Origin of the sequence: Corynebacterium alimapuense, assembly GCF_003716585.1 — a bacterium.
Lineage (GTDB): Bacteria > Actinomycetota > Actinomycetes > Mycobacteriales > Mycobacteriaceae > Corynebacterium > Corynebacterium alimapuense.
Genome location: NZ_PTJO01000003.1, coordinates 495,198 through 519,270, shown reverse-complemented (window position 1 = coordinate 519,270; position 24,073 = coordinate 495,198). Strand labels below are relative to the sequence as shown.

20 protein-coding genes are annotated in these 24,073 nt (G+C 58.0%); 16 read left to right on the top strand and 4 right to left on the bottom strand.

Annotated features, from left to right (window positions below; genetic code table 11):
- The first annotated feature begins 5 nt into the window (after positions 1 to 5).
- The 11 genes from murC to C5L39_RS03750 all read left to right on the top strand — a co-directional run bounded on the left by murC (position 6) and on the right by C5L39_RS03750 (position 13,037).
- Positions 6 to 1,460: a UDP-N-acetylmuramate--L-alanine ligase gene (murC, locus tag C5L39_RS03800; RefSeq protein ID WP_123047533.1), complete on the top strand. Its 1,455-nt coding sequence runs from the start codon at positions 6 to 8 to the stop codon at positions 1,458 to 1,460.
- A 14-nt stretch (positions 1,461 to 1,474) separates the two neighbouring features.
- The gene (locus C5L39_RS03795; protein ID WP_123047532.1) at positions 1,475 to 2,134 is read left to right on the top strand and encodes a cell division protein FtsQ/DivIB; all 660 of its coding nucleotides are present in this window, start codon (positions 1,475 to 1,477) and stop codon (positions 2,132 to 2,134) included.
- A 156-nt stretch (positions 2,135 to 2,290) separates the two neighbouring features.
- On the top strand, positions 2,291 to 3,520 hold the full coding sequence (gene ftsZ / locus C5L39_RS03790) for a cell division protein FtsZ (RefSeq protein ID WP_123047531.1): 1,230 nt from the start codon (positions 2,291 to 2,293) through the stop codon (positions 3,518 to 3,520).
- Positions 3,521 to 3,530: 10 nt separating this feature from the next.
- A complete protein-coding gene (gene pgeF, locus C5L39_RS03785; protein ID WP_245974867.1) occupies positions 3,531 to 4,280 on the top strand; it encodes a peptidoglycan editing factor PgeF in 750 nt (249 codons plus the stop codon).
- A 2-nt stretch (positions 4,281 to 4,282) separates the two neighbouring features.
- Positions 4,283 to 4,990, top strand: coding sequence for a YggS family pyridoxal phosphate-dependent enzyme (locus C5L39_RS03780; protein ID WP_123047530.1), 708 nt, complete (start codon positions 4,283 to 4,285; stop codon positions 4,988 to 4,990).
- A gap of 65 nt (positions 4,991 to 5,055) precedes the next feature.
- Entirely contained in the window at positions 5,056 to 5,577 is a 522-nt protein-coding gene (locus tag C5L39_RS03775; protein WP_123047529.1) for a cell division protein SepF, read from the top strand.
- Positions 5,578 to 5,644: 67 nt separating this feature from the next.
- Positions 5,645 to 5,932 (top strand): YggT family protein, encoded by a 288-nt coding sequence (locus C5L39_RS03770; RefSeq protein ID WP_123047528.1) that lies wholly within the window; start codon positions 5,645 to 5,647, stop codon positions 5,930 to 5,932.
- A 193-nt stretch (positions 5,933 to 6,125) separates the two neighbouring features.
- On the top strand, positions 6,126 to 7,244 hold the full coding sequence (locus C5L39_RS03765; protein ID WP_123047527.1) for a DivIVA domain-containing protein: 1,119 nt from the start codon (positions 6,126 to 6,128) through the stop codon (positions 7,242 to 7,244).
- 331 nt (positions 7,245 to 7,575) lie between these two features.
- Entirely contained in the window at positions 7,576 to 10,782 is a 3,207-nt protein-coding gene (gene ileS, locus C5L39_RS03760; protein WP_123047526.1) for an isoleucine--tRNA ligase, read from the top strand.
- The gene (locus C5L39_RS03755) at positions 10,782 to 11,636 is read left to right on the top strand and encodes an EamA family transporter (protein WP_245974866.1); all 855 of its coding nucleotides are present in this window, start codon (positions 10,782 to 10,784) and stop codon (positions 11,634 to 11,636) included. The genes ileS and C5L39_RS03755 overlap by 1 nt, the downstream gene beginning before the upstream one ends.
- 9 nt (positions 11,637 to 11,645) lie before the next feature.
- Positions 11,646 to 13,037 carry a DNA polymerase IV gene (locus C5L39_RS03750; protein WP_123047525.1) on the top strand — a complete coding sequence of 464 codons (1,392 nt, stop codon included), beginning with the start codon at positions 11,646 to 11,648 and terminating at the stop codon, positions 13,035 to 13,037.
- Here the strand turns inward: C5L39_RS03750 and C5L39_RS03745 are convergent.
- The gene (locus C5L39_RS03745) at positions 13,021 to 13,941 is read right to left on the bottom strand and encodes an asparaginase (protein WP_123047524.1); all 921 of its coding nucleotides are present in this window, start codon (positions 13,939 to 13,941) and stop codon (positions 13,021 to 13,023) included. The genes C5L39_RS03750 and C5L39_RS03745 overlap by 17 nt on opposite strands.
- Positions 13,942 to 14,073: 132 nt before the next feature.
- Between C5L39_RS03745 and C5L39_RS03740 the strand changes: the two genes are divergently transcribed.
- Positions 14,074 to 14,655 (top strand): WKL family lipoprotein, encoded by a 582-nt coding sequence (locus C5L39_RS03740; protein ID WP_123047523.1) that lies wholly within the window; start codon positions 14,074 to 14,076, stop codon positions 14,653 to 14,655.
- Here C5L39_RS03740 and C5L39_RS03735 read toward each other — a convergent pair whose 3' ends face one another.
- Both C5L39_RS03735 and C5L39_RS03730 read right to left on the bottom strand, forming a co-directional pair.
- Positions 14,656 to 16,329, bottom strand: coding sequence for an ABC-F family ATP-binding cassette domain-containing protein (locus tag C5L39_RS03735; protein ID WP_123047522.1), 1,674 nt, complete (start codon positions 16,327 to 16,329; stop codon positions 14,656 to 14,658).
- A 5-nt stretch (positions 16,330 to 16,334) separates the two neighbouring features.
- The gene (locus C5L39_RS03730; RefSeq protein WP_123047521.1) at positions 16,335 to 17,327 is read right to left on the bottom strand and encodes a DUF6263 family protein; all 993 of its coding nucleotides are present in this window, start codon (positions 17,325 to 17,327) and stop codon (positions 16,335 to 16,337) included.
- Positions 17,328 to 17,387: 60 nt separating this feature from the next.
- On the opposite strand from C5L39_RS03730, the gene lspA reads away from it, so the two are divergent.
- From lspA to C5L39_RS03715, 3 genes are read left to right on the top strand one after another with little or no spacing between them, the layout of a single operon-like run.
- The gene (gene lspA / locus C5L39_RS03725) at positions 17,388 to 17,912 is read left to right on the top strand and encodes a signal peptidase II (RefSeq protein WP_342767895.1); all 525 of its coding nucleotides are present in this window, start codon (positions 17,388 to 17,390) and stop codon (positions 17,910 to 17,912) included.
- Positions 17,909 to 18,838 carry an RluA family pseudouridine synthase gene (locus tag C5L39_RS03720; RefSeq protein ID WP_123047519.1) on the top strand — a complete coding sequence of 310 codons (930 nt, stop codon included), beginning with the start codon at positions 17,909 to 17,911 and terminating at the stop codon, positions 18,836 to 18,838. The genes lspA and C5L39_RS03720 overlap by 4 nt, the downstream gene beginning before the upstream one ends.
- Entirely contained in the window at positions 18,835 to 19,464 is a 630-nt protein-coding gene (locus C5L39_RS03715) for a hypothetical protein (protein ID WP_123047518.1), read from the top strand. The genes C5L39_RS03720 and C5L39_RS03715 overlap by 4 nt, the downstream gene beginning before the upstream one ends.
- Positions 19,465 to 19,492: 28 nt before the next feature.
- Here the strand turns inward: C5L39_RS03715 and rarD are convergent, their stop codons facing one another.
- A complete protein-coding gene (rarD, locus tag C5L39_RS03710; protein WP_123047517.1) occupies positions 19,493 to 20,389 on the bottom strand; it encodes an EamA family transporter RarD in 897 nt (298 codons plus the stop codon).
- Positions 20,390 to 20,475: 86 nt separating this feature from the next.
- Here rarD and dnaE point away from each other — a divergent pair, with 86 nt between their 5' ends.
- Positions 20,476 to 24,039 (top strand): DNA polymerase III subunit alpha, encoded by a 3,564-nt coding sequence (dnaE, locus tag C5L39_RS03705; protein ID WP_123047813.1) that lies wholly within the window; start codon positions 20,476 to 20,478, stop codon positions 24,037 to 24,039.
- The last annotated feature ends 34 nt before the right edge of the window (positions 24,040 to 24,073 follow it).

Below are 24,073 nucleotides of genomic sequence, written 5' to 3'. Positions count from 1 at the left end.
CTTCTGTGCTCGAGTCAGTCGATTTGTCACGGGTCCATCTCATCGGCATTGGTGGTTCCGGTATGTCCGGGGTCGCCCGTATTCTGCTCTCGCGGGGAGCTACGGTCACAGGATCGGATGTAAAGGACTCCCGGCCGGTCCGCGCATTGAGGTCGATGGGCGCACAAGTGGCAGTGGGGCACGACGCCGCCAATCTCGAGCTTTCCGGTCAGCTACCCACCGTGGTCGTGGTTTCTTTTGCTGCCATCCCGCAGGACAACCCAGAATTAGCAGCGGCTCAAGCGCAGTCAATTCCAGTTTTGCGCCGCTCTGACCTACTTGGTGAACTGATGGCTGGCTTCAAACAGGTCCTCATCGCAGGTACCCATGGCAAGACTTCTACTACCTCCATGGCGGTCGCTGCTATGCAGGCTGCTGGCATGGATCCCAGTTTTGCCATCGGCGGACAGCTCAATCGCTCTGGCACCAACGCTCACCATGGCACTGGTGAAGCATTTGTGGCTGAAGCCGATGAATCGGATGCTTCGCTGCTGCGATATTCACCTGATATCGCTGTGGTTACCAACATTGAACCTGATCACTTGGATTTCTTTGGCACCGCTCAGGCTTATTTCCAGGTATTCGATGACTTCGCGGACCGGATCAACCAGGGTGGCTCCTTGGTCGTGTGTCTGGATGATGTTCATGCAGCGAAGCTAGGGGAGCGCAGCCTAGGCAGAGGGGTAAACGTAGTCGGCTACGGCACTGCTGCAGCGGCAGCCCTGCACCCGAATATCCCCTTGGGTGCGGAAGTGTTGAGTACTGAAATTACTGATGCCGGGACTACGGTCCATCTCACCATTGATTCCCAGCCGGTGACTACGACCTTGCAGATTCCGGGTCAGCATATGGTCCTCAACGGAGCAGGAGCACTGCTTGCCGGATACCTAGCTGGCGGCGATCTGGAAGGCCTATCGGCCGGGCTCAGTGACTTCAATGGGGTGCGCCGTCGTTTCGAATATCGCGGTTCCATTGACTCGGGAGAATTCGCTGGGCTTCGGGTATATGACGATTATGCCCACCATCCGACCGAAGTCACTGCGGTAATGCAAGCAGCTCTGCAAAAGGTCGAAGCAGAGGGTGAGGGTGCTCGAGTAGTCGTAGTTTTCCAACCGCACCTGTACTCACGAACCATCGAATTCGCCGAAGAATTTGCAGCCGCCCTTTCGCTGGCGGACCACGCTGTGGTGCTGGAGATCTATGGGGCCCGTGAACAGCCGGTGGAAGGAGTTACCTCCCGCATTATTACTGATGCCATGAGTGGCGGGGTTTCCTATGAACCAGATTTCTCTGCTGCGGTAGGCACACTGCGCAGGCATGTTCGCGCCGGAGATCTCGTCCTGACTATGGGTGCAGGCGATGTCACTCTCCTCGGCAGCGAGATTATCAGCGGCTTGGCTGAGTCTCTTCCGGATCAGTAAACCGGGACAACCTCATGTCAAAAAGACGCATCGCCGGGATTGTGGCTGGCCTATTCGCGGTGGTGGTCATCGCCGCTGGTCTGCTGTGGGTATTTCCGATCCTCAAGGTCTCTAACTACGAGATCATTGGTATCGAACAAACTCCGCAAGAGACAGTCGTGGAGGCCACCGGGGTAGACGAGGGCGACAACCTCGTCCGCGTAGACGCGACTGCGGCTGCTTCCGGGGTAGTAGAACTGCCGTGGGTCAGGGCCGCGACGGTTTCTCGTTCTTGGCCTTCCACTCTGCGAGTTGAGGTCACCGAACGCGAGGCACTGTTATTCATCGAAGAAAGCGACGGAAGCTATCTCATCGACGCTAAGGGAACTCCATTTATTATTGGTGTTCCGCCAGAAGGTGCGATAGAGGTCACTGGAGTCTCACTAGATAATCCAGATGATCTCTCATCGGTGGCATCTGTGGTGGACACTCTTCCTGAGTCAGTGCGCAGCCAAGTCTCCAGGGTAGATGTACCCGGCAGTTTCGACATTACGTTCTACCTTTGGGACGGGCGTATTGTGTACTGGGGAGCAGATGAAAACAACCAGAACAAGGCAATTGCGATGGAGACAGTGCTCACCCGCGAAGGGCAGGACTGGAATATCTCAAACCCGACGATGGTCACGGTGCGTTGATGCTAAGAAACTGCATGTCAACAACCTTAAAGTTAAGGTTTAGACTAGCGACACGCCGTTTAGAATGAGACTTGAAATGTCTCTACAGTCGCCCATGATAGAAACTAAACTTCACACTTCATATTCCTGATAACCCGAAAGGCGAGACCAGAACCCATGACCTCACCCAACAACTACCTCGCCGTCATCAAGGTCGTCGGTGTCGGCGGCGGTGGCGTGAACGCCGTCAACCGCATGATTGAGGAAGGGTTGAAGGGTGTTGAATTCGTCGCCATCAACACCGACTCCCAGGCACTGCTGTTTTCTGATGCCGACACCAAACTCGACATTGGCCGCGAAGCTACCCGTGGTCTGGGCGCTGGCGCCAACCCTGAGGTAGGACGCACCTCCGCTGAGGATCATAAATCGGAGATTGAGGAAACCCTCAAGGGTGCTGACATGGTCTTCGTTACCGCCGGCGAAGGTGGCGGAACCGGAACCGGCGCTGCCCCGGTCGTTGCTGGTATCGCCAAAAAGCTCGGCGCTCTAACCGTCGGTGTGGTTACCAAGCCGTTCAAGTTTGAGGGCCCGCGCCGTACCCGTCAAGCCGTCGAAGGTATCGATGCATTGCGTGACGTCTGCGACACGCTCATTGTCATTCCAAATGATCGCCTGCTCCAGCTCGGCGACTCGTCGTTGTCGATGATGGAGGCCTTCCGCGCCGCCGATGAGGTCCTGCATAACGGCGTCCAGGGGATCACCAACCTGATTGTCACCCCCGGTGTCATCAACGTCGACTTTGCCGACGTGCGTTCGGTCATGTCCGATGCTGGCTCTGCGTTGATGGGTGTTGGTTCTTCTCGGGGCGATGACCGCGTCATGAGCGCTACTTTGCAGGCGATCAATTCGCCGTTGCTCGAGTCCACCATGGAAGGTGCTCAAGGCCTGCTGCTGTCGGTTGCCGGTGCCTCCGATCTGGGTCTGCAGGAAGTCAACGAAGCCGCCACTATCGTTCAAGAGAAGGCCGATGAGGATGCCAACATCATCTTCGGCACGATCATCGACGATAACCTCGGTGATGAAGTGCGCGTGACCATCATTGCCACCGGCTTTGATGCAGAAAACAACAATCCTCCCGCAGTGGTGACGCGACAGGAGCCAGCAGCTTCTGTCACTCCGGCACCGTCCACTCAAGAGGACAACAACCGCGGTCGCCTTTTCGAAGAGCGTGACCGTAACACTGAGCGCCACGATAACTCTGATGGTGGCCGCCATCATCACCGCGGTTCCACTCCCGGTAACAGCGGTCTATTCACTTCTGGTCGGGATGATCGTTACCGCGACGAGTCCCCGAGCCGTCGGGGCGGCAACTCCGACGATCTCGATGTGCCGGACTTCCTGCGCTAACCTTTAAGGCATGGCAGCTTCTGCAATGAACCGGGAAACCGGTCAACCCACCCGCCCCGTCCGCATGGTCTTTAGTACCCGAGCGGGCGGGGTGTCGGTCTCTCCTCATGACTCTTTTAACCTCGGCGATCATGTCGGCGATGATCCCGCCGCGGTCGCAGCCAATCGCACCCGTTTAGCAGGCGTGCTTGGCCTTGATCCGGCTGATGTCGTCTGGATGGAGCAGATTCACTCCAATACGGTCACTGTGGTTGAGGCCGCGCAAGATGGCCCCGTAGCGGCCACCGATGCCCTCGTGACTACTCAGCGAGGGTTAGCCTTGGCCGTACTGGTGGCTGATTGCGTCCCCGTGCTCTTGGCTGATCACGTCAACGGCGTGGTGGCTGCAGCCCATGCCGGGCGGATGGGAGCTCGAAACGGGATTGTAGCCAAGACCGTCGAGACCATGATTGGGCTGGGCGCCGCACCCGCAAATATTCAGGTTCTCCTCGGTCCGGCAGCCTCAGGGCGCCATTATGAGGTGCCGGCTGGGATGGCCGCGGACGTCGAAAAGCATCTTCCAGGCTCCCGTACTCGTACAGCGGCGGGCACGTGGGGAATCGACGTGCGAGCGGGCTTGGTCCGTCAGCTTCTCGGCTTGGGCGTGACTAATATCGAGGCCGATCCGAGATGCACTATCGAGGACACCGATTTTTATTCCTACCGCCGTGAAGGAACCACCGGCCGCCAAGCCGGTCTGGTCTGGCTGACAGGACACTAATGATGGATAACCGTACCGAAGAACTACAACGCAACCTGGCGGCTGTCCACCAACGAATCGCCGCCGCCGCCCGCGCCGCCGATCGAGATCCTTCGGGAATTAGATTGTTGCCAGTGACCAAATTTCACCCAGCGGCCGATGTTGCCCGATTAATATCACTCGGCATCGTTGATGTGGCGGAAAATCGTGAGCAGGAAGCTCGCACCAAAGCGGAAGAAGTCTCAGAAGCGCAGGTCCACATGATTGGCCAGATTCAATCAAAAAAGGCCAACTCCGTAGCAAGGTGGGCTGCAGGAGTGCAGTCGTTGGATTCTCTGAAACTTGCTCATGCGCTGGAACGCGGGATGGGTTTGGCATTAGAACGTGGAGAACGTGCCAGTGAGCTCCTTCCGTGCCACCTCCAGCTGTCTGCGGATGGAGATCCACAGCGTGGGGGAGTGTTAGAGGCTGACCTTGATCAGTTGGCGCAGGTAGTTGCGGAGTCTCAGCACTTGCATTTGGCCGGGCTGATGGTTGTGCCACCACTTGGGTCAGATCCATTCCGAGTCTTTGCCCGAGCTCGAGAACTCAGCGATGGACTTGCTGCCACTTTTGGCCGGCGGATGTCCCTGTCTGCTGGGATGTCAGGGGACCTAGAACAAGCGGTGGCTGCGGGCAGCAATATCGTGCGTGTCGGAACTGGCGTGCTTGGTAGACGCCCAGTACCGTAGATCACAAGCTATTAATAAACGCCCCGCCAGCTGCATGAACGGTCATTTTTCGGGAGGAAAAACACATGTCGACCTTCAAAAACCTCAAGGATTTTTTTGGCCTCGCCCCGGTAGATCTGGAGCACGAGGACGCCTACTATGAGGACGAGCCACGCTACTCATCTCAAGGATCTTCCGCTTACGCCCCAGCTCCGGCACCTGTCGCTGCCGCTGCCAGCCGCGACTACGGCTATAAGTACGATTCCTATGAGCGCCCGAGCCGAGACTTCAGCGCGGCTGCGCCTCAGCGTGAAGAGCCTGCGTTCGCCCCGACCATTGTGGCCGTGGAAGTTGCTACCTACAGTGAAGCTGCGGAAATCGGTGGACCTTTCCGCGACGGCGACGCTGTGGTCTTCGACATGACCCGGATGGACAATGGCGAGAACAAGCGCATCGTCGATTTCGCAGCTGGGCTGTGTTATGCCTTGCGCGGACGCATGGTTAACCTGACCAAGAATCTGGATACTTCCCGTACCGTATTTGCCATCGTTCCGGACTCTGCTGAGATCTCTCAGCTTGAGCTCGAGCGCGCAGCTGGCCTGCGTTAGAAATCATGGCACTGCTTGAGGGCGTGGTGGTGTCATTGTTAAGGCAGTTGAGTTAGGCTCGTTGATCGTGAGCCTGATTGGAACTGTCCTTTACCTTGTCCTTCAACTGTTCGTCTTGATCTTGATCGCGCGAATAATCATCGAGATGATCCAGTCGTTTTCTCGTAACTTTCAGCCGCCGCGATGGTTTTATTATGTCGCCGAGCCGCTGTTTAAGATCACTGATCCGCCGGTAAATGCTCTGCGCCGGATTGTGCCGCCCTTGCGGCTAGGCGGAGTTTCTCTAGATCTTTCGGTGATTGTGCTGTTCATCATCATCTCGCTGCTGCAGTTTGCCGTGCAGGTCATCTTCTAAACCCCCTCTCTTGGGTGTGACAGAACGGTTGAGTGTGTGAACCTCCGGTAAAGATTAAGGGTGTTCCTCGGTCAGGACATGGTCTGTTGGGGTTACACTTGATAGAAACCACAACGTATAATTAGTTAAATTGCACTGTGGGGGTCCCCCCGCACCCGCCCTTAGGGGCTGAAAAGAACTCGAAGGGAACGCTATGCCGCTGAGACCAGCCGACGTGCACAATATCGCTTTCAGTAAGCCGCCGATCGGCAAGCGGGGGTACAACGAGGACGAAGTTGATCAGTTCCTTGACCTCGTAGAAGACACCCTCAACCAGTTGCAGGACGAGAACGAAGCCCTCAGCACTCGCGTTGAGGAGCTGGGATCCGGTGAAGCTGGTGCGTCAAAGACTCCAGCATTCGGGTCCGCTCCGGCTGATGAGGCCAAGCTCCGCAAGGAGATTGAAGCCAAGCTCCGCGGTGAGTACGAAGCCAAGCTGGCTGATGCTCGCAAGTCTGCAGAGGCTGCCAAGGCTGAGGTTGCAGATGCTAAGTCCGCAGCCGATAAAGCCAAGGCTACTGCCGCTGAAGCTAAGGCCGCGGCCGCTAAGGCTCAGACCGAGGCAACTGAGGCCAAGAAGAAGGCTTCTGCTGCTTCGTCTACCCCGGCTGCAGCAGCGCCGGCTCCGACTCCGGCTCCGGCCGCCAGCGGCGCTGTTGCTTCTGCCGATACCCACATGCAGGCTGCAAAGGTTCTGGGGCTGGCACAGGAGATGGCAGATCGCCTGACCTCGGAAGCTCAGGCAGAGTCTCGCTCCATGCTCGACGAGGCACGTACTGCCGCCGAGAAGCAGCTCTCTGAGGCTGATAACTTCTCCAAGACTCAGCTCGCTGATGCGAAGAAGCGCGCTGAGACTCAGCTGGCAGAAGCCGACAACCGGGCCAAGACCCTCGTCGCTGATGCGAAGAAGCGCGCTGAGACTCAGCTGGCAGAAGCCGACAACCGGGCCAAGACCCTCGTCGCCGACGCTGAGAAAAAGGCTGCTGATACCACGAGCCAGGCTTCTTCTCGGGCAGAAGCTCAGATTCGTCAGGCAGAAGAAAAGGCCAGCGCATTGCAGGCTGACGCAGAGCGTAAGCACACCGAGATCATGGCCACGGTCAAGCAGCAACAGACCGCCCTTGAGACTCGCATCTCTGAACTGCGCACCTACGAGCGTGAATACCGCACTCGTTTGAAGACCCTGCTGCACTCCCAGCTCGAAGAGCTAGAGTCCCGCGGATCTTCGGCACCTGTCGCAGGTTCGGGTGAGAACATCGTCAAGGACAACTAGTCCAGAGGATTAGGCAATAGAGATTTTCCCCGTCAGACCGCAAAGGTCTGACGGGGAATTTTTCCGTTATCATCCAGAGGGTATAGTGGCCCTCGTATGACACCCAGCGAGGTGGGCTACCGCATTGATCCGGCCATCACCGGGGAGCGTATTCGGAAGAACGGCGCTTGGCGTCTAGTAGAACCGGACGGGTAGGACCGTGAAAGACCTTCACCACGAATCAAGTGGGGTGTGCAACTGGTATGTGCATCCAAGCAGGGTGGTACCGCGCAATCAAAGCGTCCCTGCAGACCTTAAGAAGTAGTCGTGAGTGAAGGAAGTTGAGTCGGCGATGTCCGCACCCGAGCAAAAGAAGAACTCCGTAGGCGGGGTCTACCCCCGAGTCGATTTGACCGGCGGATCCTCTCGTTTCCCGGACCTAGAACAAAATGTTCTGGATTTCTGGAAACAGGATGACACCTTTCAGGCATCCCTCGACCAGCGGGAAGGCAACGAAGAATATGTTTTCTACGATGGTCCTCCCTTCGCCAATGGGTTGCCCCATTACGGGCACCTGCTAACCGGCTACGTCAAGGACATTATTCCGCGCTACCGCACGATGGCTGGCTACCACGTACCGCGCGTATTCGGCTGGGATACCCACGGCCTGCCTGCTGAGTTGGAGGCTGAAAAGCAGCTCGGTATTACCGACAAGGGCCAGATCAAAGACATGGGCTTGGCCAAGTTCAACGAATATTGCGCATCTTCGGTTCTGCAGTACACCGAAGAGTGGAAAGAGTATGTCACCCGTCAGGCTCGCTGGGTGGACTTTGACAATGGGTACAAGACCATGGATCTGTCCTATATGGAATCTGTGATCTGGGCTTTCAAAGAACTCTATGCCAAGGGCCTGATTTATCAGGGCTTTAGGGTGTTGCCCTATTCCTGGGCAGAGCACACCCCGTTGTCGAACCAAGAGACCCGCCTGGACGACTCTTATAAAATGCGCCAGGATCCCGCGCTGACGGTGACCTTCCCGCTGACCGGAGCGCGCCCAGGAACTGCTGCTGAGCAGACTTTTGCCAATCATCCTGAACTTGCCGACGCCGCCGCTCTGGCATGGACGACCACGCCGTGGACCCTGCCGTCCAACTCTGCACTAGCCGTACACCCAGAGGTCAACTACTCACTGGTCAAGGCCGGCGAGAAGTCTGATTTTGCTGGCCAGTCCTTGTTGATCGCAGAAAACCTAGTGGGCAACTTTGCTAAGGAGCTCGGCGAAGACCACGAGCTGCTGGGGAACTTCCTCGGCGCACAGTTGGTGGGCCTGAGCTACCAGCCCATCTTCAACTTCTTTCCGGATCTGGAAAACGGCTTCCAGATCCTAGCCGCCGACTATGTCACCACCGAAGACGGCACCGGTATCGTCCACCAGGCTCCGGCCTTTGGTGAAGACGACATGATTGCCTGCAAGGCGCTCGGCATCGAATTGGTCATTCCTGTTGATATGGACGGAAAATTTACTGAGCAGGCAGCTCCCTACGCCGGCCAGCTCGTCTTTGACGCCAACAAGGACATCATCCGTGACCTTAAGGCCGCTGGTCGAGTGTTGCGCCATGAGACGATCGATCACTCCTACCCGCACTCTTGGCGCTCCGGCCAGCCGCTGATCTACATGGCACTGCCGTCTTGGTTCGTCAACGTCACTGAGATCCGTGACCGGATGGTGGAACTCAATCACGAGCAGATTGCCTGGATGCCCGAGCACATCCGCGACGGTCAGTTCGGTAAGTGGCTCGAGGGTGCTAGGGATTGGAATATCTCACGTTCGCGCTACTGGGGTTCCCCGATCCCGGTCTGGGTCTCTGATGATGAGAACTACCCGCGCACCGATGTCTACGGTTCCTTGGATGAATTGGAAGCCGATTTCGGTGTCCGCCCGACCTCTTTGCACCGGCCCTACATCGATGATCTGACTCGCCCGAATCCCGATGATCCGACTGGCAAATCCACCATGCGCCGAGTCTCTGACGTTCTCGACGTCTGGTTTGATTCCGGTTCCATGCCGTTTGCCCAGTTCCACTACCCCTTTGACAACAAAGAGTGGTTCGAAGATCACGCCCCGGCAGACTTCATCGTCGAGTACATTGGCCAAACCCGCGGCTGGTTCTACCTGCTGCACGTGCTCTCGGTTGGCCTGTTTGATCGCCCCGCTTTTAACAAGGTGGTCGCTCACGGCATCGTCCTTGGTGATGATGGGCTCAAGATGTCCAAGTCCAAGGGAAACTACCCGAATGTCAACGAGGTTTTCGACCGCGACGGCTCGGACGCTATGCGTTGGTTCCTGATGTCCTCGCCGATCCTGCGTGGTGGCAACCTCATCGTTACTGAGCAGGGCATCCGTGAGGGTGTTCGTCAGGCAATGCTGCCGATGTGGAATGCCTACACCTTCCTGCAGCTCTACTCTTCTAAGCCAGCGCAGTGGTCGGTTGACTCGACTGATGTGCTCGACCGCTACATCCTGGCCAAGCTGCATGACCTAGTGGTCGATGTTGATGCGGCCTTGGCCAGCGCCGAGATCGCCGATGCTACTGATGCGGTCCGTCAATTCTCTGATGCACTGACCAACTGGTACGTGCGCCGCTCGCGGGAGCGCTTCTGGGCTGGAGATGAAGAACATCCAGAGGCTTTCAACACCCTCTACACTGTGCTCGAGGTGCTCACTCGCGTGACTGCTCCGTTGCTGCCGATGCTCTCCGAGGTTGTGTGGCGTGGCTTGACCGGGGGTCGCTCGGTGCACTTGACGGACTTCCCCGCAGCAGCGCAGATCCCAGCCGACTCAGCATTGGTCTCTGCGATGGATGCCACGCGTGCGGTGTGCTCGGCAGCTTCTTCGGTACGCAAGGCTCATAAGCTACGCAATCGCCTGCCACTGCCGCTGCTGACTGTGGCGCTACCCGATGCTGGTCAGCTCGCAGACTTCTCCGACATCATTCGTGATGAAGTCAACGTTAAGGAAGTTGTACTCACCGATGACGTCGATGTGGTGGGCACCTTCGAGGTCGTCGTCAATGCCAAGGTGGCTGGCCCACGCTTGGGTCGGGACGTCCAGCGCGTCATCAAGGCCGTCAAATCTGGCAACTATGAGCGGGTCGGCGATACCGTTATCGCCGACGGCATCGAGCTGGCAGAAGGGGAGTTCACTGAGCGCCTCGTTGCGGCCAACCCAGAATCCACCACCCGGATCGAGGGGCTTGACGGCTTGGTCGTCTTGAACATGGAGCTAACCGAGGAACTCGAAGCCGAAGGCTGGGCCGCCGATGTTATTCGTGGCTTGCAGGATGCTCGTAAGGCCTCCGGTTTGGAGGTCTTCGACCGGATTGCAGTTGAGCTATCGGTACCCGAGGACAAGCTCTCTTGGGCCACCCGCCATCAGGGAGAAATCGCAGCTGAGGTCTTGGCACTGAAGCTGGAACTGAGCACGCAAGCACTTTCGTCCGAGCCGATCCATGACGTGGTCAAGGGAGTAACTGCCACGGTTGTAAAGATCGAGGCCTAATGAAAACGCTCAGCCCGAGCTCCTCGGCGGCGGCACCAGCCGTCATGATTATCTCGGGGCTGAGTCTCTATGCAGGGGCGGCAGTGGCCGTCGGGCTTTTCGACGTCCTCCCGCCCCTGATCGTTGCTTGGTTTCGAATCTCGGCGGCAGCACTGATTCTATTGGCGGTGCTGCGACCGTCGCCACGATCTTTTATCGGCCGCAGCGGAGCTCAAGCAGCGGTCTATGGGATCGCGACCATGGGCATGAATATGAGCTTTTATGAAGCCATCGCTCGTCTGCCGCTGGGCACGGTTGTCGCGCTGGAATTTCTCGGCCCGGTGGTAGTGGCTGCGCTGGGTTCTCGCAGCATTCGTGATTGGGTGGCGTTGGGGCTGGCAGCGGCAGGCGTGCTGGTCATTTCTGGGGCGGTGTGGTCAACCTCTGCCAGCGGGCTATTTTTTGCGCTGTTGGCCGGTGGGCTATGGGCGGTTTATATCCTGATCGGTACTCGGATCGTCGGTGGGGTCGGAAAACCGATGGAATCAATGACTGTGGGCTTTAGCATTGCTGCGGTGGTTGCACTGCCAGCGATCTGGTTGCTTTGGCCCACCAGCGTTGATCTGCCAGCACCGCAACTATTTGGGTTGGCGATGGGACTTGGGGTGCTTTCTGCACTCATTCCTTATTCGCTCGACCAAGTGGTGATGAGGATGGCTGGCTCCTCCTACTTTGCCTTGCTCCAAGCATTGCTGCCCGTTACTGCTGCACTATTGGGTGCCGTGGTGTTGGGCCAGTGGCTCACCGGGCCAGAGTTGCTCGGCATTGTCTTAGTAGTGGCAGCGGTTGGTCTACGCCGGCCCAGTTCCGCCTAATCTAGATACATGCAACGCTGGGTTCTGCACATCGATATGGATGCGTTTTATGCTTCCGTTGAACAGCTGACCCGGCCTACCCTCCGTGGGCGTCCGGTTCTGGTGGCGGGCGTCTCGGGCAGGGGAGTGGTCGCTGGTGCCAGCTATGAAGCGCGTGCATTAGGAGCACATTCCGCCATGCCCACGCAATTAGCTGCGCGGTTGGTGGGTTATTCGGCCGTGCTGGTGAGCCCGCGCAGGGCGGTCTATTCGGCGGCCTCACGCCGAGTGTTTGAGCTGGTTTCCGCTCAGGTGGAGGTGCTCGAGCAGCTCTCGATCGATGAGGCCTTCTTAGAACCTGAGGAGCTCATTGGCGCTGACTCGGCGCAGGTGAAGAAGTGGGCAGATGATCTGCGCGCACTAATTTATGAAGAGACCGGGTTGCCTGCGTCAATCGGAGCTGGAACGGGCAAACAATTCGCCAAAATCGGCTCCGGCGAGGCGAAACCGGCAGGCACTTTCGTCATCCCGGCGGATCGGCAGCTGGCGATGCTCCACCCACTCGAAGTGGCCAAACTCTGGGGAGTAGGTCCGGTGACCCAAGCTAAGCTCTCCCAGATTGGGATTGCCACCATCGGTGACTTGGCTGCCATGACTGAAAAAGAAGTCATAATCTCCCTCGGTGGCACGATTGGTCCGATGCTCTGGCGGCTGGCCCAAGGCATTGATGATCGTCCTGTTGCCCCCAGAGCCGAAGCCAAACAGATCTCTGCTGAGTCCACTTTCCCGCGGGATCTGAACTCTCGCGCACAAGTCGATGCTGCTTTGTGCCAGGTGGCTGAGTCAGCTCATCGCCGTTTGCTTATCGACGGCCGTGGCTCCCGTACCGTCACCGTCAAACTTAAGATGGCTGATTTTCACACCGAATCTCGTTCCGCGACCTTGAGCTATGCCACCGATGATCTCGCGACCTTAAAAGCAACTGCCGCCAGACTGGTGCGTTATCCAGATAGTGTTGGTCCTATCCGCTTGGTGGGAGTTGGCTACTCAGGGTTGGAAACGGCACGCCAAGATGTCCTGTTTCCCGAGTTAGACCAGCAACTGCTTCGAAACCCTAGCCAGGCAGACGATGATTTCGAAACTGGAGTCAGCGACCATGCCACCGAGCTGACAGTCACCGAAGTCTTGCTGGGAGACGATGAGCAGGCAGGTTGGCGGGCTACCCAAGACGTGTGGCACCCGAAGTTTGGCCACGGGTGGGTGCAAGGCACCGGTCATGGCATTGTTTCTGTGCGTTTTGAAACTCGGGCCACCGGCCCCGGCCGGACGCAGACTTTCCAGATCGATGACTCAGAGCTGCAGCCTGGTGACCCCCTCGACAGCCTGGCCTGGGAAGACTGGTTGGCTACAACAGAGTCCTGACATCGACTCCGGTGGCTAGTGCCGCGATCAGTACAATCCGAGCTTGCCCGGCCCGAAGATAACCAGCCCCGACGGCCCCAGCGGCCGCTAGCACCGAGCCTCCACCAGCTCCTGCATAAGCCAGTGCTACTTCTCCGGCTGGCACTCGAGTAGTAATCACAACTGGAATCCCTTGGGCTAGCGCGTCCTGGATTCCAGCGCCCATTTGTGGGCCAGTGTTACCGGAGCCCAATCCTTCCACGATGAGACCTTGGGCACCGGCAGCAAGCGCGGCGTCGATTAGTTCTCTGCCTGATCCTGGCCAAGCCGCGATCACGGGGACAAAGATCCCCGAGAGCGAAGCTGGAGACAGTGCTGCTGGTCGGGAAACCTCTATTGGGGTAGTAGAGATGAAGGCGTCGATCTCGTTGGTGTGGCGCTTGGCAGCACCTCGCGCCGGGATTGTCCAGCCGCCGAAGGCGATGAGCACTCCCTGGCCACGGGCGAGCGGATCGGCGGCCAATTCAATCGCTTCCAGGAGATTTCCAGGTCCATCGGAGGAGGGATGATCGAAGGCTCGTTGGGCGCCAGTAAGCACCACTGGGGCATCTTGCTGGTGGAAAATATCCACCGCAAGTGCGGTATCTTCCATTGAATCGGTCCCGTGGGTGACTACGACTCCGGCGACTTCTGGATTTGCCAATTCTTCCTGGATTGCGTTGATGAGGGCATCGAGCTCACTAAGGGTGATCGCAGAGGAATCCAATTGCGTCAGCTCTCGGACGGAGAGCGTGATGTGAGCGGGGAGAAGATCCTGAACATGCTCAGCAAGCTCGGTGCCAGTGATGGTGGGGCTCAGTGCACCGGAACTATCGGTAGTGCAGGCGATAGTTCCACCGGTGGCCAATAACGAGATGCGGGTCATGGGACCAGAGTGCCACAGGTGAGGGCGGTTGAAAACGAATGGTCGAAACTATATGACGTGTAATATATGGGCGGATGAGGGCACCAGGAAGTTCCTGACCGTTGGCGCCCCGAACATGAGGAGAGTTTTTCCGTGAAGTTGACCAAGATCGTCGCGATGACCGCTGCTGTGGGCGCCGCCCTGGCCCTTTCCGCTTGCTCCGACAGCGGGGAGTCCGAGTCTTCCTCCGCGACCTCGGAGATCAATTCCGAGACCACTTCCGAGGTGGCTGCCCCGGCACTACCGACGGCAGATGAGCTCAATATGGTTCTGGCACGTGCTACTGACCCGAATCTGCCCGTGGAAGAAAAAGTTGACACCGTTCAAGGTGGCGAAGAAGCTCCCGAGCTTTTCGAGACGATGACCGCCTCCCAGGTTGAGTCCGGCGCTCAGTTCCAGGTCGTCAACCCGGTTCTGCCGGGCTACACCCCGGATTCAGTCCTTGCTTCGGTGAACTTCACCCTCCCGGACCAGGCTGCTCAGCCGGCTGAGAACGTTGAGTTCATCTACGAAAACGGTGTTTGGAAGCTCTCCCAGTCGTGGGCCTGCACCCTGATCACCAATACCGTGGCACCGGAAGAGGTCCCGGCTATGTGCCAGGAGTTCGCACCGGCTCCGGTTGAAGAAGCAGGCGAAGTACCAGCCGAAGAACCCGCTGAGGTTCCGGCACAGTAATTACTCGGAGCTCTCCTGGCCGGAGAGCTTGAGTACTTTTCCGCGCCCGTTGGTCTGAATCGCCCAGCGGCGCCGGATCCACCGGTCATGAGTAGCCATGACTACTGTGCCTGGAAATTGCGTCAGAGCTTCCTCGAGTTCCTCGGCTAGAGCCAATGAAAGATGGTTGGTTGGCTCGTCGAGCAACAGGAGATCTGGCGGAGAGGCCAGAATAATGCCAAGTGAAACCCGTCGTCGCTGTCCGAGGGAAAGTTCTCCCAACGGGCGGGCGGCGGTTTCCTCATCCATCAAACCCATCTCCACCAGATTCGGGACGCTTTTCGGGGTGTGAGCGGCAAAGATCTCCTCTGCCGGAATATCTAGATTGGTCCATTCATCGTCTTGGCTCAGCCGCGAAATCGTCAGCTCCTCAGGAATACGCAGTAGTCCTTCATCTAGGGAGATGCTTCCTCGAATGACCGAGAGGAAGGTGGATTTTCCAGCACCATTGGGCCCTTCAACCAGCCAGTGATCACCAGGTTGGATGGTTACTGTTAGTGGCCCTAATCGATCATTGACCAGTAGCTTCTTGGCCACCACAGCTGGTTCACCTAGGGAGGTGAGGCTAGTGTGTTCGGGAATGCCATGAAAGCGCAGTCGAGCAGGGGGAGCTGGTAGCTCCTCGCGCTCTAATGCCTCCAGACGATTGCGGGCTGAGCGCAGCCGGTTGCCCAGTGTCTTGGCAGCACGATCCGCGTAGAACTTCGCTGCGGCGCGAGTCTCAGTCTTGTTCAGATCGTGGTTGAAGACATCGTCTTCGTCTTGACCCGCGGCCTTTTCCAGACGAATACGTTCATGTTCTTGGGCGGCATAGAGCTCCTCCCAACGGCGACGGATGCCCTCACGGGCGTCGAGATAGTCGCTGAAAGAGCCGGTGAACTGGGTACCTTGCCGGGTTTGCTCCCCAGTGCCGCCTTCGGCCCCTAATCCGGGGTCTAAGTCGACGAGAGAATCAGCGACTTTGTCGAGGAAGAAGCGATCATGGCTGGCTACCAAAGTTGGACCACGGAAGTTCTTGAGTTCCTCGATGAGAAAGTCCACGCCCTCATCATCAAGGTGGTTAGTCGGCTCGTCCAAGACCAGAGCATCGACTGGGCGCAAGAGCAATGCTGCAAGCGCGAATCGGCGTCGTTGGCCACCGGATAGTTCGGAAATGATGGTGGTCAGCGGAACCTCCGCCAGACCGAGTCCAGCCAACACTGTCGCGATCCGAGAGTCTAGTTCCCAGACCCCGGATTGCTCGGCCGCGGCTAGTGCGGCGTCGAAATCCTCTGCCAGTTGCGGGCTTTCTGGTTCCTCGGCCATCTGGATGGAGATCTCGCCGATCCGGGCCTCTACCTGCCGAAGTTCGGCTACGGCGGCGTCGATAAGATCAGAGGCTGGGGAAGAAAATGCCAGATCGGTTTCTTGGGCGATGAATCCAGTGCTGGGGGGCCTGGTAATAAAACCGACATCCGGTTCCAGATTTTCGGAAATGAGCCCCAGCAAGGTGGATTTTCCGGAGCCATTTTCGCCGATCAGGCCGGTGACGTGTCCGGCGGGAACCGCGAAGGTCATATCAGTGAGCACCCGGCGGGAGGTGCCGGGATAAGTAAAACTCACCCCGTCAATTTTAAGGTGATGAGAAGATGCCATGAGTATCAGCCAAAGGTCAGTGCGGTGGTGGAGTCTTGGACGATGCGGACATCAGAATCCGCACCGCCGTAGATCACCCGCGTGGTGAATGCCACTGATCCGTCAACGGGCAGTGGCTTGGTGAGATCTACCGTCAGCGAGCCCTCGCTGGTGGTGTTGGAATTGAGCACGCTCAGCGTCTGTCCGGTCAGTTCCTCGGCGCCTTCTTGACCATCGAGTTCAAGTGCACCGAGTGCCGGCCGCTGCTGAACCTCAACGTCGAGCTCAACGGTGTCCCCATCGACCGAAGCAAGAGTGTAGGTAGTGGTCTGCAGCAGCGTTGCTTCACCGGTCACCCGGGAATCGACGGTCCAGACCGCACCCGGGGCAAGCTCTTCCTCGGGGAAAATGATGGGCAGGGAGAGCAGTTTAAACAGTGCCTGTTCAGCGATTGCTCGCCCGGTATCGGTGGCATCTACCGGTGCAGCCACACGAACAGTGGATACCTCGCCGTTGTCCTCGGCGCGCCAACCCAATGTGAAGCCTTCAGCGGAGCGAACATCCTCAGTCAACTCGAGATTGGTGATGGCCGGCTCGCCCAGAATCAGTTCAACGTCTCGGGTGGCGGCACGTTCTTCATTGTCCGGGTCGGCGTCCTCGGCCGCGAGGGTGGAACCAGAAAGTGGCAGGGTAAGCGCTTGCACCTCGCCGCCAGCGGGCGCAGCCACGTCCACGGCATCGGCCTGGACGAGCGTTTGGTCGAAGCCTTCGGAGACCTCAACCTCGATTTCTTGCTGCACAGTGTCGGACTCTTCGGTGATATCCCGGTATCCGAGGACCTCTGCGGTTCCGGTACCAGAGGACTGGAGCGTTACCCGAGGAGCGTCGACGCTCAGCCCTACTGCTGACTCGACCGAGGTATCTACTTCCTCAGAGCTACAGGCCGTCAGACCCAAGGCGGAGGCGATGACCACCGCGGCGAGTGCGCGAGTTGTTCGGGAGTTAGCTAAGAAAACCACCTGTCTAACGCTACTCGATGCAGCTGGTCGGGTGGACCCAAGCCACGCTGGTGAGGAATGATGGTGTCCGTGAGCCAGCAAGCAGGTCCTAAAGCGATGAATTCGCAGCCCAGATTCGTCACTTTGATGGCGGCAATCATTCTTCTAGTAGCGCTGATTGACCAGATATCCAAAGCTCTCATGCTTATCTGGTTAGAGCCAGGAGTTCCGGTGCCGATTCTGGGCGACTGGCTGCGGCTATTTTTGCTGTTTAACCCGGGGGCGGCCTTTTCCTTGGGTCAAGACTCCACCTGGTTGTTTACTACTATCCAGCTGACGTTCGTTGTCGGCATTGCGATCATCGCCCCACGCATTAAAGACCGTGGTTCGGCGATCGGGCTAGCAATGATCGCTGGCGGCGCGCTGGGCAACCTCATTGATCGGTTGTTCCGCGACCCCGGTTTCTGGTTCGGCCATGTGGTCGATTTCATCTCTGTCGGCAGATTCGCGGTATTTAATATCGCCGACGCCTCAATCACCCTCGGGGTCGTGGTGTTTGTTATCGCCATGTTCGCCGAAGAACGCCGTGAAGGAAAAACTGCATGAGCAACCGCGAAACCCGAACCCTCCCAGTCCCTGAGGGGCTAGCTGGCATGCGTGTCGACGCCGGCCTTTCCAAAATGTTGGGTCTTTCCCGCACCGTCGTCGCCGATCTTGCCACCGCCGGTGACGTGCTTATCGACGGCCGCGTAGTCGGCAAATCCGACCGCCTGATCGCCGACGCCTGGATGGAAATCACCTTGCCGGAGCCAGCACGGCCGCTGACCCCGAAGGTCGAGGTCATTGAGGGAATGGAAATCCTTTACTCCGACGATGACCTGATCGCGGTGCACAAGCCGGTCGGAGTGGCAGCTCACCCTACCGTCGGCTGGGATGGACCCAGTGTGGTCGGCGGGCTGGCTGCTGCCGGTTTCCGGATTTCCACTTCTGGCCCTCCGGAGCGCAAGGGAATCGTCCAGCGCCTTGACGTTGGTACCTCTGGAGTCATGGTCATCGCGGCGTCGGAACGCGGTTACACCTCCCTGAAACAGGCGTTCCGAGATCGCACCGTGGAAAAGACCTACCATGCGCTAGTCCAAGGACATCCAGATCCGTTCACCGGAACTATCGATGCTGCCATCGGCCGTCACCCCTCGGCAGGCTGGCGCTTCGCGGTGACCTCTGCTGGCAAACATGCAGTTACCCATTACCAAACCATTGAAGCCTTCCGCGAAGCCACCTTGCTCGAGGTGCATTTGGAGACCGGGCGCACCCACCAGATCCGTGTCCACATGGAAGCCATCCACCATCCGTGCGTCGGAGATCCCATGTATGGATCGAATCCGGAGCTTTCCGAACGCCTAGGTCTGACTCGCCAGTGGCTGCACGCCGTGCGTCTCGGGTTCAATCATCCGGCCGATGGACGCTGGATGGAGATTGAAGCTCCCTACCCGGCAGATTTGGCTCATGCCTTGGAGGTCGTGGACAAATGAGTGACGCACAGCGTCGGATGATCCAAAAGATCGTGGCTATCTTGGCGATCGTCGCACTACTGGGCGCGCTAGTCCTGGCGTTTTTGGACGATGCCACCCATAAACCGGTGGCTATCAACGGCGACATTCTGGGATCAGTCACTGATGAGAGCTTCGAGGACTATCGTGAGCGCGCAGCAGAGTCCTTGGCTGAGGCACCCGCCACCGAGCCGGCCTATGCTTTGGTGACCTTCACTGAGCCCCTGGAACCTGCTGCGGCCGCGGCACTTCTCGAACCGATTGACCGCGTCAATGCCATGGTGATCGCGTTGGCCGCGCCTTTCGCCTTGCCTGAGCCAGTGGCGGGGGAGACCCGCGAGGATGTGTTCAACCGTGAGCTCGACCGGATCGCCGCCAGCATGGTGGGCATCGGCGATGTAGCCAGCCCTACGCGTATCGACGCCGTCGTAGTCCGAGACACCGGCGATGCCCTGCGTTCACTGGCTGCTTCCGAAGAGATTGCCGTGGTGGAAGTACTGCCTCCGGATGCTTCTTGGGGTCGTTTCGGGGTCCGGCCGGTGGAGATACCTGGGGATGCTTCGGTGGAGATACCTGGGGAAGCCCCGGCGGCTGATCCCGGTATTTAACTGATCCCGGGATTTACGACCTGGGGTTTTACACTGGCTCCTGGGTGTTGGCAGGAAGGGGTTGACCGTGATCAGTCGACCGGTTCCTTCTCCTAGCGATATCCACCAGGTAGATGGTCACTGCCACCCAAATGATGATGAACCCAGCCCAGCGCGCCGGGGATAGCTGCTCCTGGGTGACAAATAGCGCCCAGAGCATCTGCAACGTCGGCGTCAGATACTGGATCATGCCAATCGTGGCCAACGGCAGACGCTTGGCCGCCATCCCAAAGAGCAAGAGCGGGATAGTGGTCACCGCTCCAGAGACCACTAGCAGCGCCATATGGGTGGGGCCTTCAGTGAAAAACGTCCCTTGCCCAGTGGATTCCAGCCAGATTAAGTAGATCAGCGCTAGGGGAGCAACCGCCAAGGTCTCTGCGGTCAAGGATGCGGCGGCAGAGACTTTGACTCGCTTTTTTACCAGACCGTAAAACCCAAAGCTCAGCGCCATTCCCAATGCCATGACCGGTGCTTGGCCGGATAGGAAGGTCAGTTGGATGACTCCGATGGCGGCGATGCCTACGGCCAACAACTGCATACGGTTGAGTCGTTCGCCCAAAAAGACGACCGCTAACAAGATTGACAGCAGCGGGTTGATGAAATAGCCCAGCGCCGCGTCGGCGACGTGATCGCTGTTGACAGCCAGCACATAGATGCCCCAGTTCGCGGAGATAAGCAGACCAGCGGTGATCAATAGCGCCCAAGTACCCCGTGAGGCGTTCCTGAGCTGTCCCCAGCCCTTGATCGCTGCCAGTACCACTGACATGAGTACGGCGGTCCAGAGAATCCGGTGGGCGAGGATCTCCAGCGGTCCAGCCGGGAGCAGCAGTGGGAAAAATGCCGGGAACAGGCCCCACAGCAGGTAGGCAAGCACTCCATAGATCATGGACAGGCACCTTAGTCAGCTGCTCCCACCTTGTGCCCGCCGGTACCGGCAAAGGCTATTTGACGGCTCCAGTTAAACTCATCGGCATGGCAAAGAAATCCTCCTTCGTCCACCTGCACAACCACACTGAATTCTCGATGCTCGATGGCATGGCGAAGGTAGATCTGTTGGCGGAGGAGGTCGTACGTCAGGGGATGCCGGCGGTCGGAATGACAGATCATGGCAATATGTTCGGCTCGGATTCTTTCTATCGGAAGATGACTGCGGCGGGGGTCAAGCCGATCATTGGCGTCGAAGCCTACTTAGCTCCAGAAAGCCGGTTCAATAAAAAGCGTGTGCGTTGGGGCGAGCCGCACCAGAAGTCAGACGATGTTTCGGCCTCGGGCGCATACTTGCACCAGACGATGATGGCGGAGAATGCCACGGGTCTGCGCAACTTGTTCTATCTGTCCTCGATGGCTTCCTATGAGGGGCAGCTGGGCAAATGGCCGCGCATGGATGCCGATCTGATTGCTGAACATGCCGATGGAATTATCGCCACTACTGGTTGCCCCTCCGGCGATGTGCAAACCCGCCTGCGCTTGGGCCAATTCGATCAGGCGCTAGAAGCCGCGGCGATGTGGCAGGACATCTATGGCAAGGAGAACTACTTCCTTGAGGTGATGGATCATGGTCTCCACATTGAGCAGCGAGTGCGCAGTGAGCTGTTGGAAATCGGCCGTCGGCTGGAAATGCCTGCGTTGGTGACTAATGATTGCCATTACGTGGTGCAGTCGCAGGCAAAGGCACATGAAGCCATGTTGTGTGTCCAGACCGGTAAGACGCTCAATGATCCTGACCGGTTCCGCTTCGACGGTAGTGGTTACTACATCAAAACGGCTGAGGATATGCGTGCGCTATTCGACGACGTCGTCCCCGACGGTTGCGATAACACCCTGCTTATCGCCGAACGGGTGCAGGACTACGGCGAGATCTGGGAGGCTCACCCGCATGACCGCATGCCGGTTGCCGATGTGCCGGAGGGATTCACACCGACGACCTGGTTGAACCATCAGGTCCTCGAAGGGCTGCGAGAGCGTTTCGACGGTCGCGAGATCCCCCAGGACTATCTCGATCGGGCGGAATATGAGATTTCCGTCATTGATCTCAAGGGCTATCCCTCCTACTTCCTCATCGTTGCCGAGATCATCAAACATGCCCGCGAGATCGGTATCCGGGTCGGCCCAGGCCGTGGTTCCGCAGCTGGTGCGCTCGTGGCCTATGCGCTGACGATCACCAATATCGATCCCATTGAGCACGGACTGCTCTTTGAGCGCTTCCTCAACCCGGAGCGACCGTCGGCACCCGATATTGATATCGACTTCGATGATCGTCGGCGAGGCGAGATGATCCGCTACGCTGCTGATCGTTGGGGCGAAGACAAGATCGCCCAGGTGATTACCTTCGGCACGGTTAAAACCAAGCAGGCGCTCAAGGACTCCGCTCGCGTGCAGTTCGGGCAGCCTGGTTATCAGATGGCTGACCGGATTACGAAGGTCCTGCCGCCGCCGATCATGGCCAAGGATATTCCGCTCTCCGGAATCACGGACCCGTCCCATGAGCGCTACAACGAGGCTGGAGAGGTCCGCCAGCTCATTGAGGCTGACGCTGATATTCGCAGCATCTACGAGACTGCGCGTGGGCTGGAGGGCGTGGTTCGCCAAGCAGGTGTCCATGCGTGTGCGGTGATTATGGCGTCGGTGCCGCTGCTTGAGCACATACCGATGTGGAAGCGGCCCAACGACGGTGCACTGATTACTGGTTGGGACTATCCGGCCTGTGAGGCCATCGGCTTGCTGAAGATGGACTTCCTGGGGCTGCGTAACCTCACCGTGATCGGCGATGCGCTGGAGAATATTCGCAAAAACCGTGGCGATGACATTGACCTAGATACCCTCCCAGTGGAGGATCCTGCCACCTATGAGCTGCTCGGACGCGGCGATACGCTGGGCGTCTTCCAGCTCGATGGCGGCGGTATGCAGGAGTTGCTCAAGCGAATGCAGCCTACTGGTTTCAATGACATTGTCGCCTCACTAGCGCTTTATCGACCAGGCCCCATGGGCGTCGACGCCCACTTGAACTACGCCGACCGCAAAAACGGCCGCAAACCCATTGAGCCGATTCACCCCGAGCTGGAGGAAGCGCTAGAAGAAATCCTCAGTGAGACCTACGGCTTGATCGTCTACCAGGAGCAGATCATGAAGATCTCGCAGAAGGTAGCTAATTACACCGCTGGTGAGGCCGATGGATTCCGCAAGGCCATGGGCAAGAAAAAGCCCGAGGTGCTGGCGAAGGAGTACGCAAAGTTCGAAGCCGGGATGCAATCCAACGGCTTTTCCAAGGAAGCCATTAAGGCGCTGTGGGATACCATTTTGCCCTTCGCCTCCTACGCGTTTAATAAGTCACACGCGGCAGGCTATGGTCTGGTCTCCTTCTGGACCGGCTACCTTAAGGCGCACTACGCGCCCGAGTACATGGCGGCACTATTGACCTCAGTGGCAGACAAGAAAGACAAATCGGCCATCTATCTTTCCGATTGCCGCCACCTTGGTCTCAAGGTGCTGTCACCAGATATCAATGCCTCCGAGAGCGACTTTCTCGCCGTTGGTGAAGATATTCGTTTCGGGCTCGGCGCCATCCGCAACGTGGGTGAAGAGGTCGTGGAATCGATCGTCGCTACGCGCAAGGCCAAGAGCAGCTACACCAGCTTCAGTGATTACCTCGACAAGATCGAGCTATTGCCGTGCAACAAGCGAATCACGGAATCCTTGATCAAGGGCGGGGCATTCGACTCGCTCAACCATCCGCGCAAGGGGCTCATGCTGGTCCACGAGGACGCTGTGGATTCAGTTCTGGCCACCAAAAAGGCTGCCGATAAGGGGCAATTTGATCTCTTCGCTAGTTTCGGCGACGACGGGGGAGAGGAAGTCACCAATGTGTTCGCCATTGATGTGCCGGATGAGAGCTGGGACCGTAAACACGAGCTGGCCTTGGAACGAGAGATGCTCGGGCTCTACGTCTCTGGCCACCCGCTCGATGGATTTGAAGAAGCCATCGATGCCCAGACTGACACCCCGTTGACCAAGCTCCTCGCCGGTGAAATGCGGCATGGGGCAGAGGTGACCATCGGCGGTATTATCTCGGCCGTCGACCGGCGATTTTCCAAAAAGGACGGCTCTCCGTGGGCAATCGTCACGGTGGAAGACCACCACGGTGCCCAGGTAGAGCTGTTGGTGTTCAACAAGGTCTATGCCTTGGTTAGCTCTCAAATTGTGGAAGACAACATCATCTTGGCTAAGGCGCACGTGTCTATCCGAGACGAGCGGATGTCCCTGTTCTGCGATGACTTAAAGGTCCCAGAGCTCGGCCCCGGAAACGGTGCCGGACTTCCATTGCGGCTGAGCCTGCGTACCGAGCAATGCACGATGGAAAATATTGCCAAGCTCAAGCAGGTGCTGGTCTCCAATGCTGGTGATTCAGATGTCTACCTGAAGCTGGTCAGCGGAGATGAGTCGACGATGATGATCCTCGGTGAGCACCTGCGCGTCACTCGTTCCGGATCACTGATGGGAGATCTGAAGGCGACGATGGGGCAAGGCATCCTGGACTAAAACCGAAGGGGAGTGCCAGCGTGAGAGAGTTGTT

What these genes read in the sequence shown, in the direction of transcription:
- C5L39_RS03795 (WP_123047532.1), top strand. Translation starts at nt 1,475, where the DNA reads ATGTCAAAAAGACGCATCGCCGGGATTGTGGCTGGCCTATTCGCGGTG.
- ftsZ (WP_123047531.1), top strand. Translation starts at nt 2,291, where the DNA reads ATGACCTCACCCAACAACTACCTCGCCGTCATCAAGGTCGTCGGTGTC.
- pgeF (WP_245974867.1), top strand. Translation starts at nt 3,531, where the DNA reads ATGGCAGCTTCTGCAATGAACCGGGAAACCGGTCAACCCACCCGCCCC.
- C5L39_RS03780 (WP_123047530.1), top strand. Translation starts at nt 4,283, where the DNA reads ATGGATAACCGTACCGAAGAACTACAACGCAACCTGGCGGCTGTCCAC.
- C5L39_RS03775 (WP_123047529.1), top strand. Translation starts at nt 5,056, where the DNA reads ATGTCGACCTTCAAAAACCTCAAGGATTTTTTTGGCCTCGCCCCGGTA.
- C5L39_RS03765 (WP_123047527.1), top strand. Translation starts at nt 6,126, where the DNA reads ATGCCGCTGAGACCAGCCGACGTGCACAATATCGCTTTCAGTAAGCCG.
- ileS (WP_123047526.1), top strand. Translation starts at nt 7,576, where the DNA reads ATGTCCGCACCCGAGCAAAAGAAGAACTCCGTAGGCGGGGTCTACCCC.
- C5L39_RS03755 (WP_245974866.1), top strand. Translation starts at nt 10,782, where the DNA reads ATGAAAACGCTCAGCCCGAGCTCCTCGGCGGCGGCACCAGCCGTCATG.
- C5L39_RS03750 (WP_123047525.1), top strand. Translation starts at nt 11,646, where the DNA reads ATGCAACGCTGGGTTCTGCACATCGATATGGATGCGTTTTATGCTTCC.
- C5L39_RS03745 (WP_123047524.1), bottom strand. Translation starts at nt 13,941, where the DNA reads ATGACCCGCATCTCGTTATTGGCCACCGGTGGAACTATCGCCTGCACT.
- C5L39_RS03735 (WP_123047522.1), bottom strand. Translation starts at nt 16,329, where the DNA reads ATGGCATCTTCTCATCACCTTAAAATTGACGGGGTGAGTTTTACTTAT.
- lspA (WP_342767895.1), top strand. Translation starts at nt 17,388, where the DNA reads ATGGTGTCCGTGAGCCAGCAAGCAGGTCCTAAAGCGATGAATTCGCAG.
- C5L39_RS03720 (WP_123047519.1), top strand. Translation starts at nt 17,909, where the DNA reads ATGAGCAACCGCGAAACCCGAACCCTCCCAGTCCCTGAGGGGCTAGCT.
- C5L39_RS03715 (WP_123047518.1), top strand. Translation starts at nt 18,835, where the DNA reads ATGAGTGACGCACAGCGTCGGATGATCCAAAAGATCGTGGCTATCTTG.
- rarD (WP_123047517.1), bottom strand. Translation starts at nt 20,389, where the DNA reads ATGATCTATGGAGTGCTTGCCTACCTGCTGTGGGGCCTGTTCCCGGCA.
- dnaE (WP_123047813.1), top strand. Translation starts at nt 20,476, where the DNA reads ATGGCAAAGAAATCCTCCTTCGTCCACCTGCACAACCACACTGAATTC.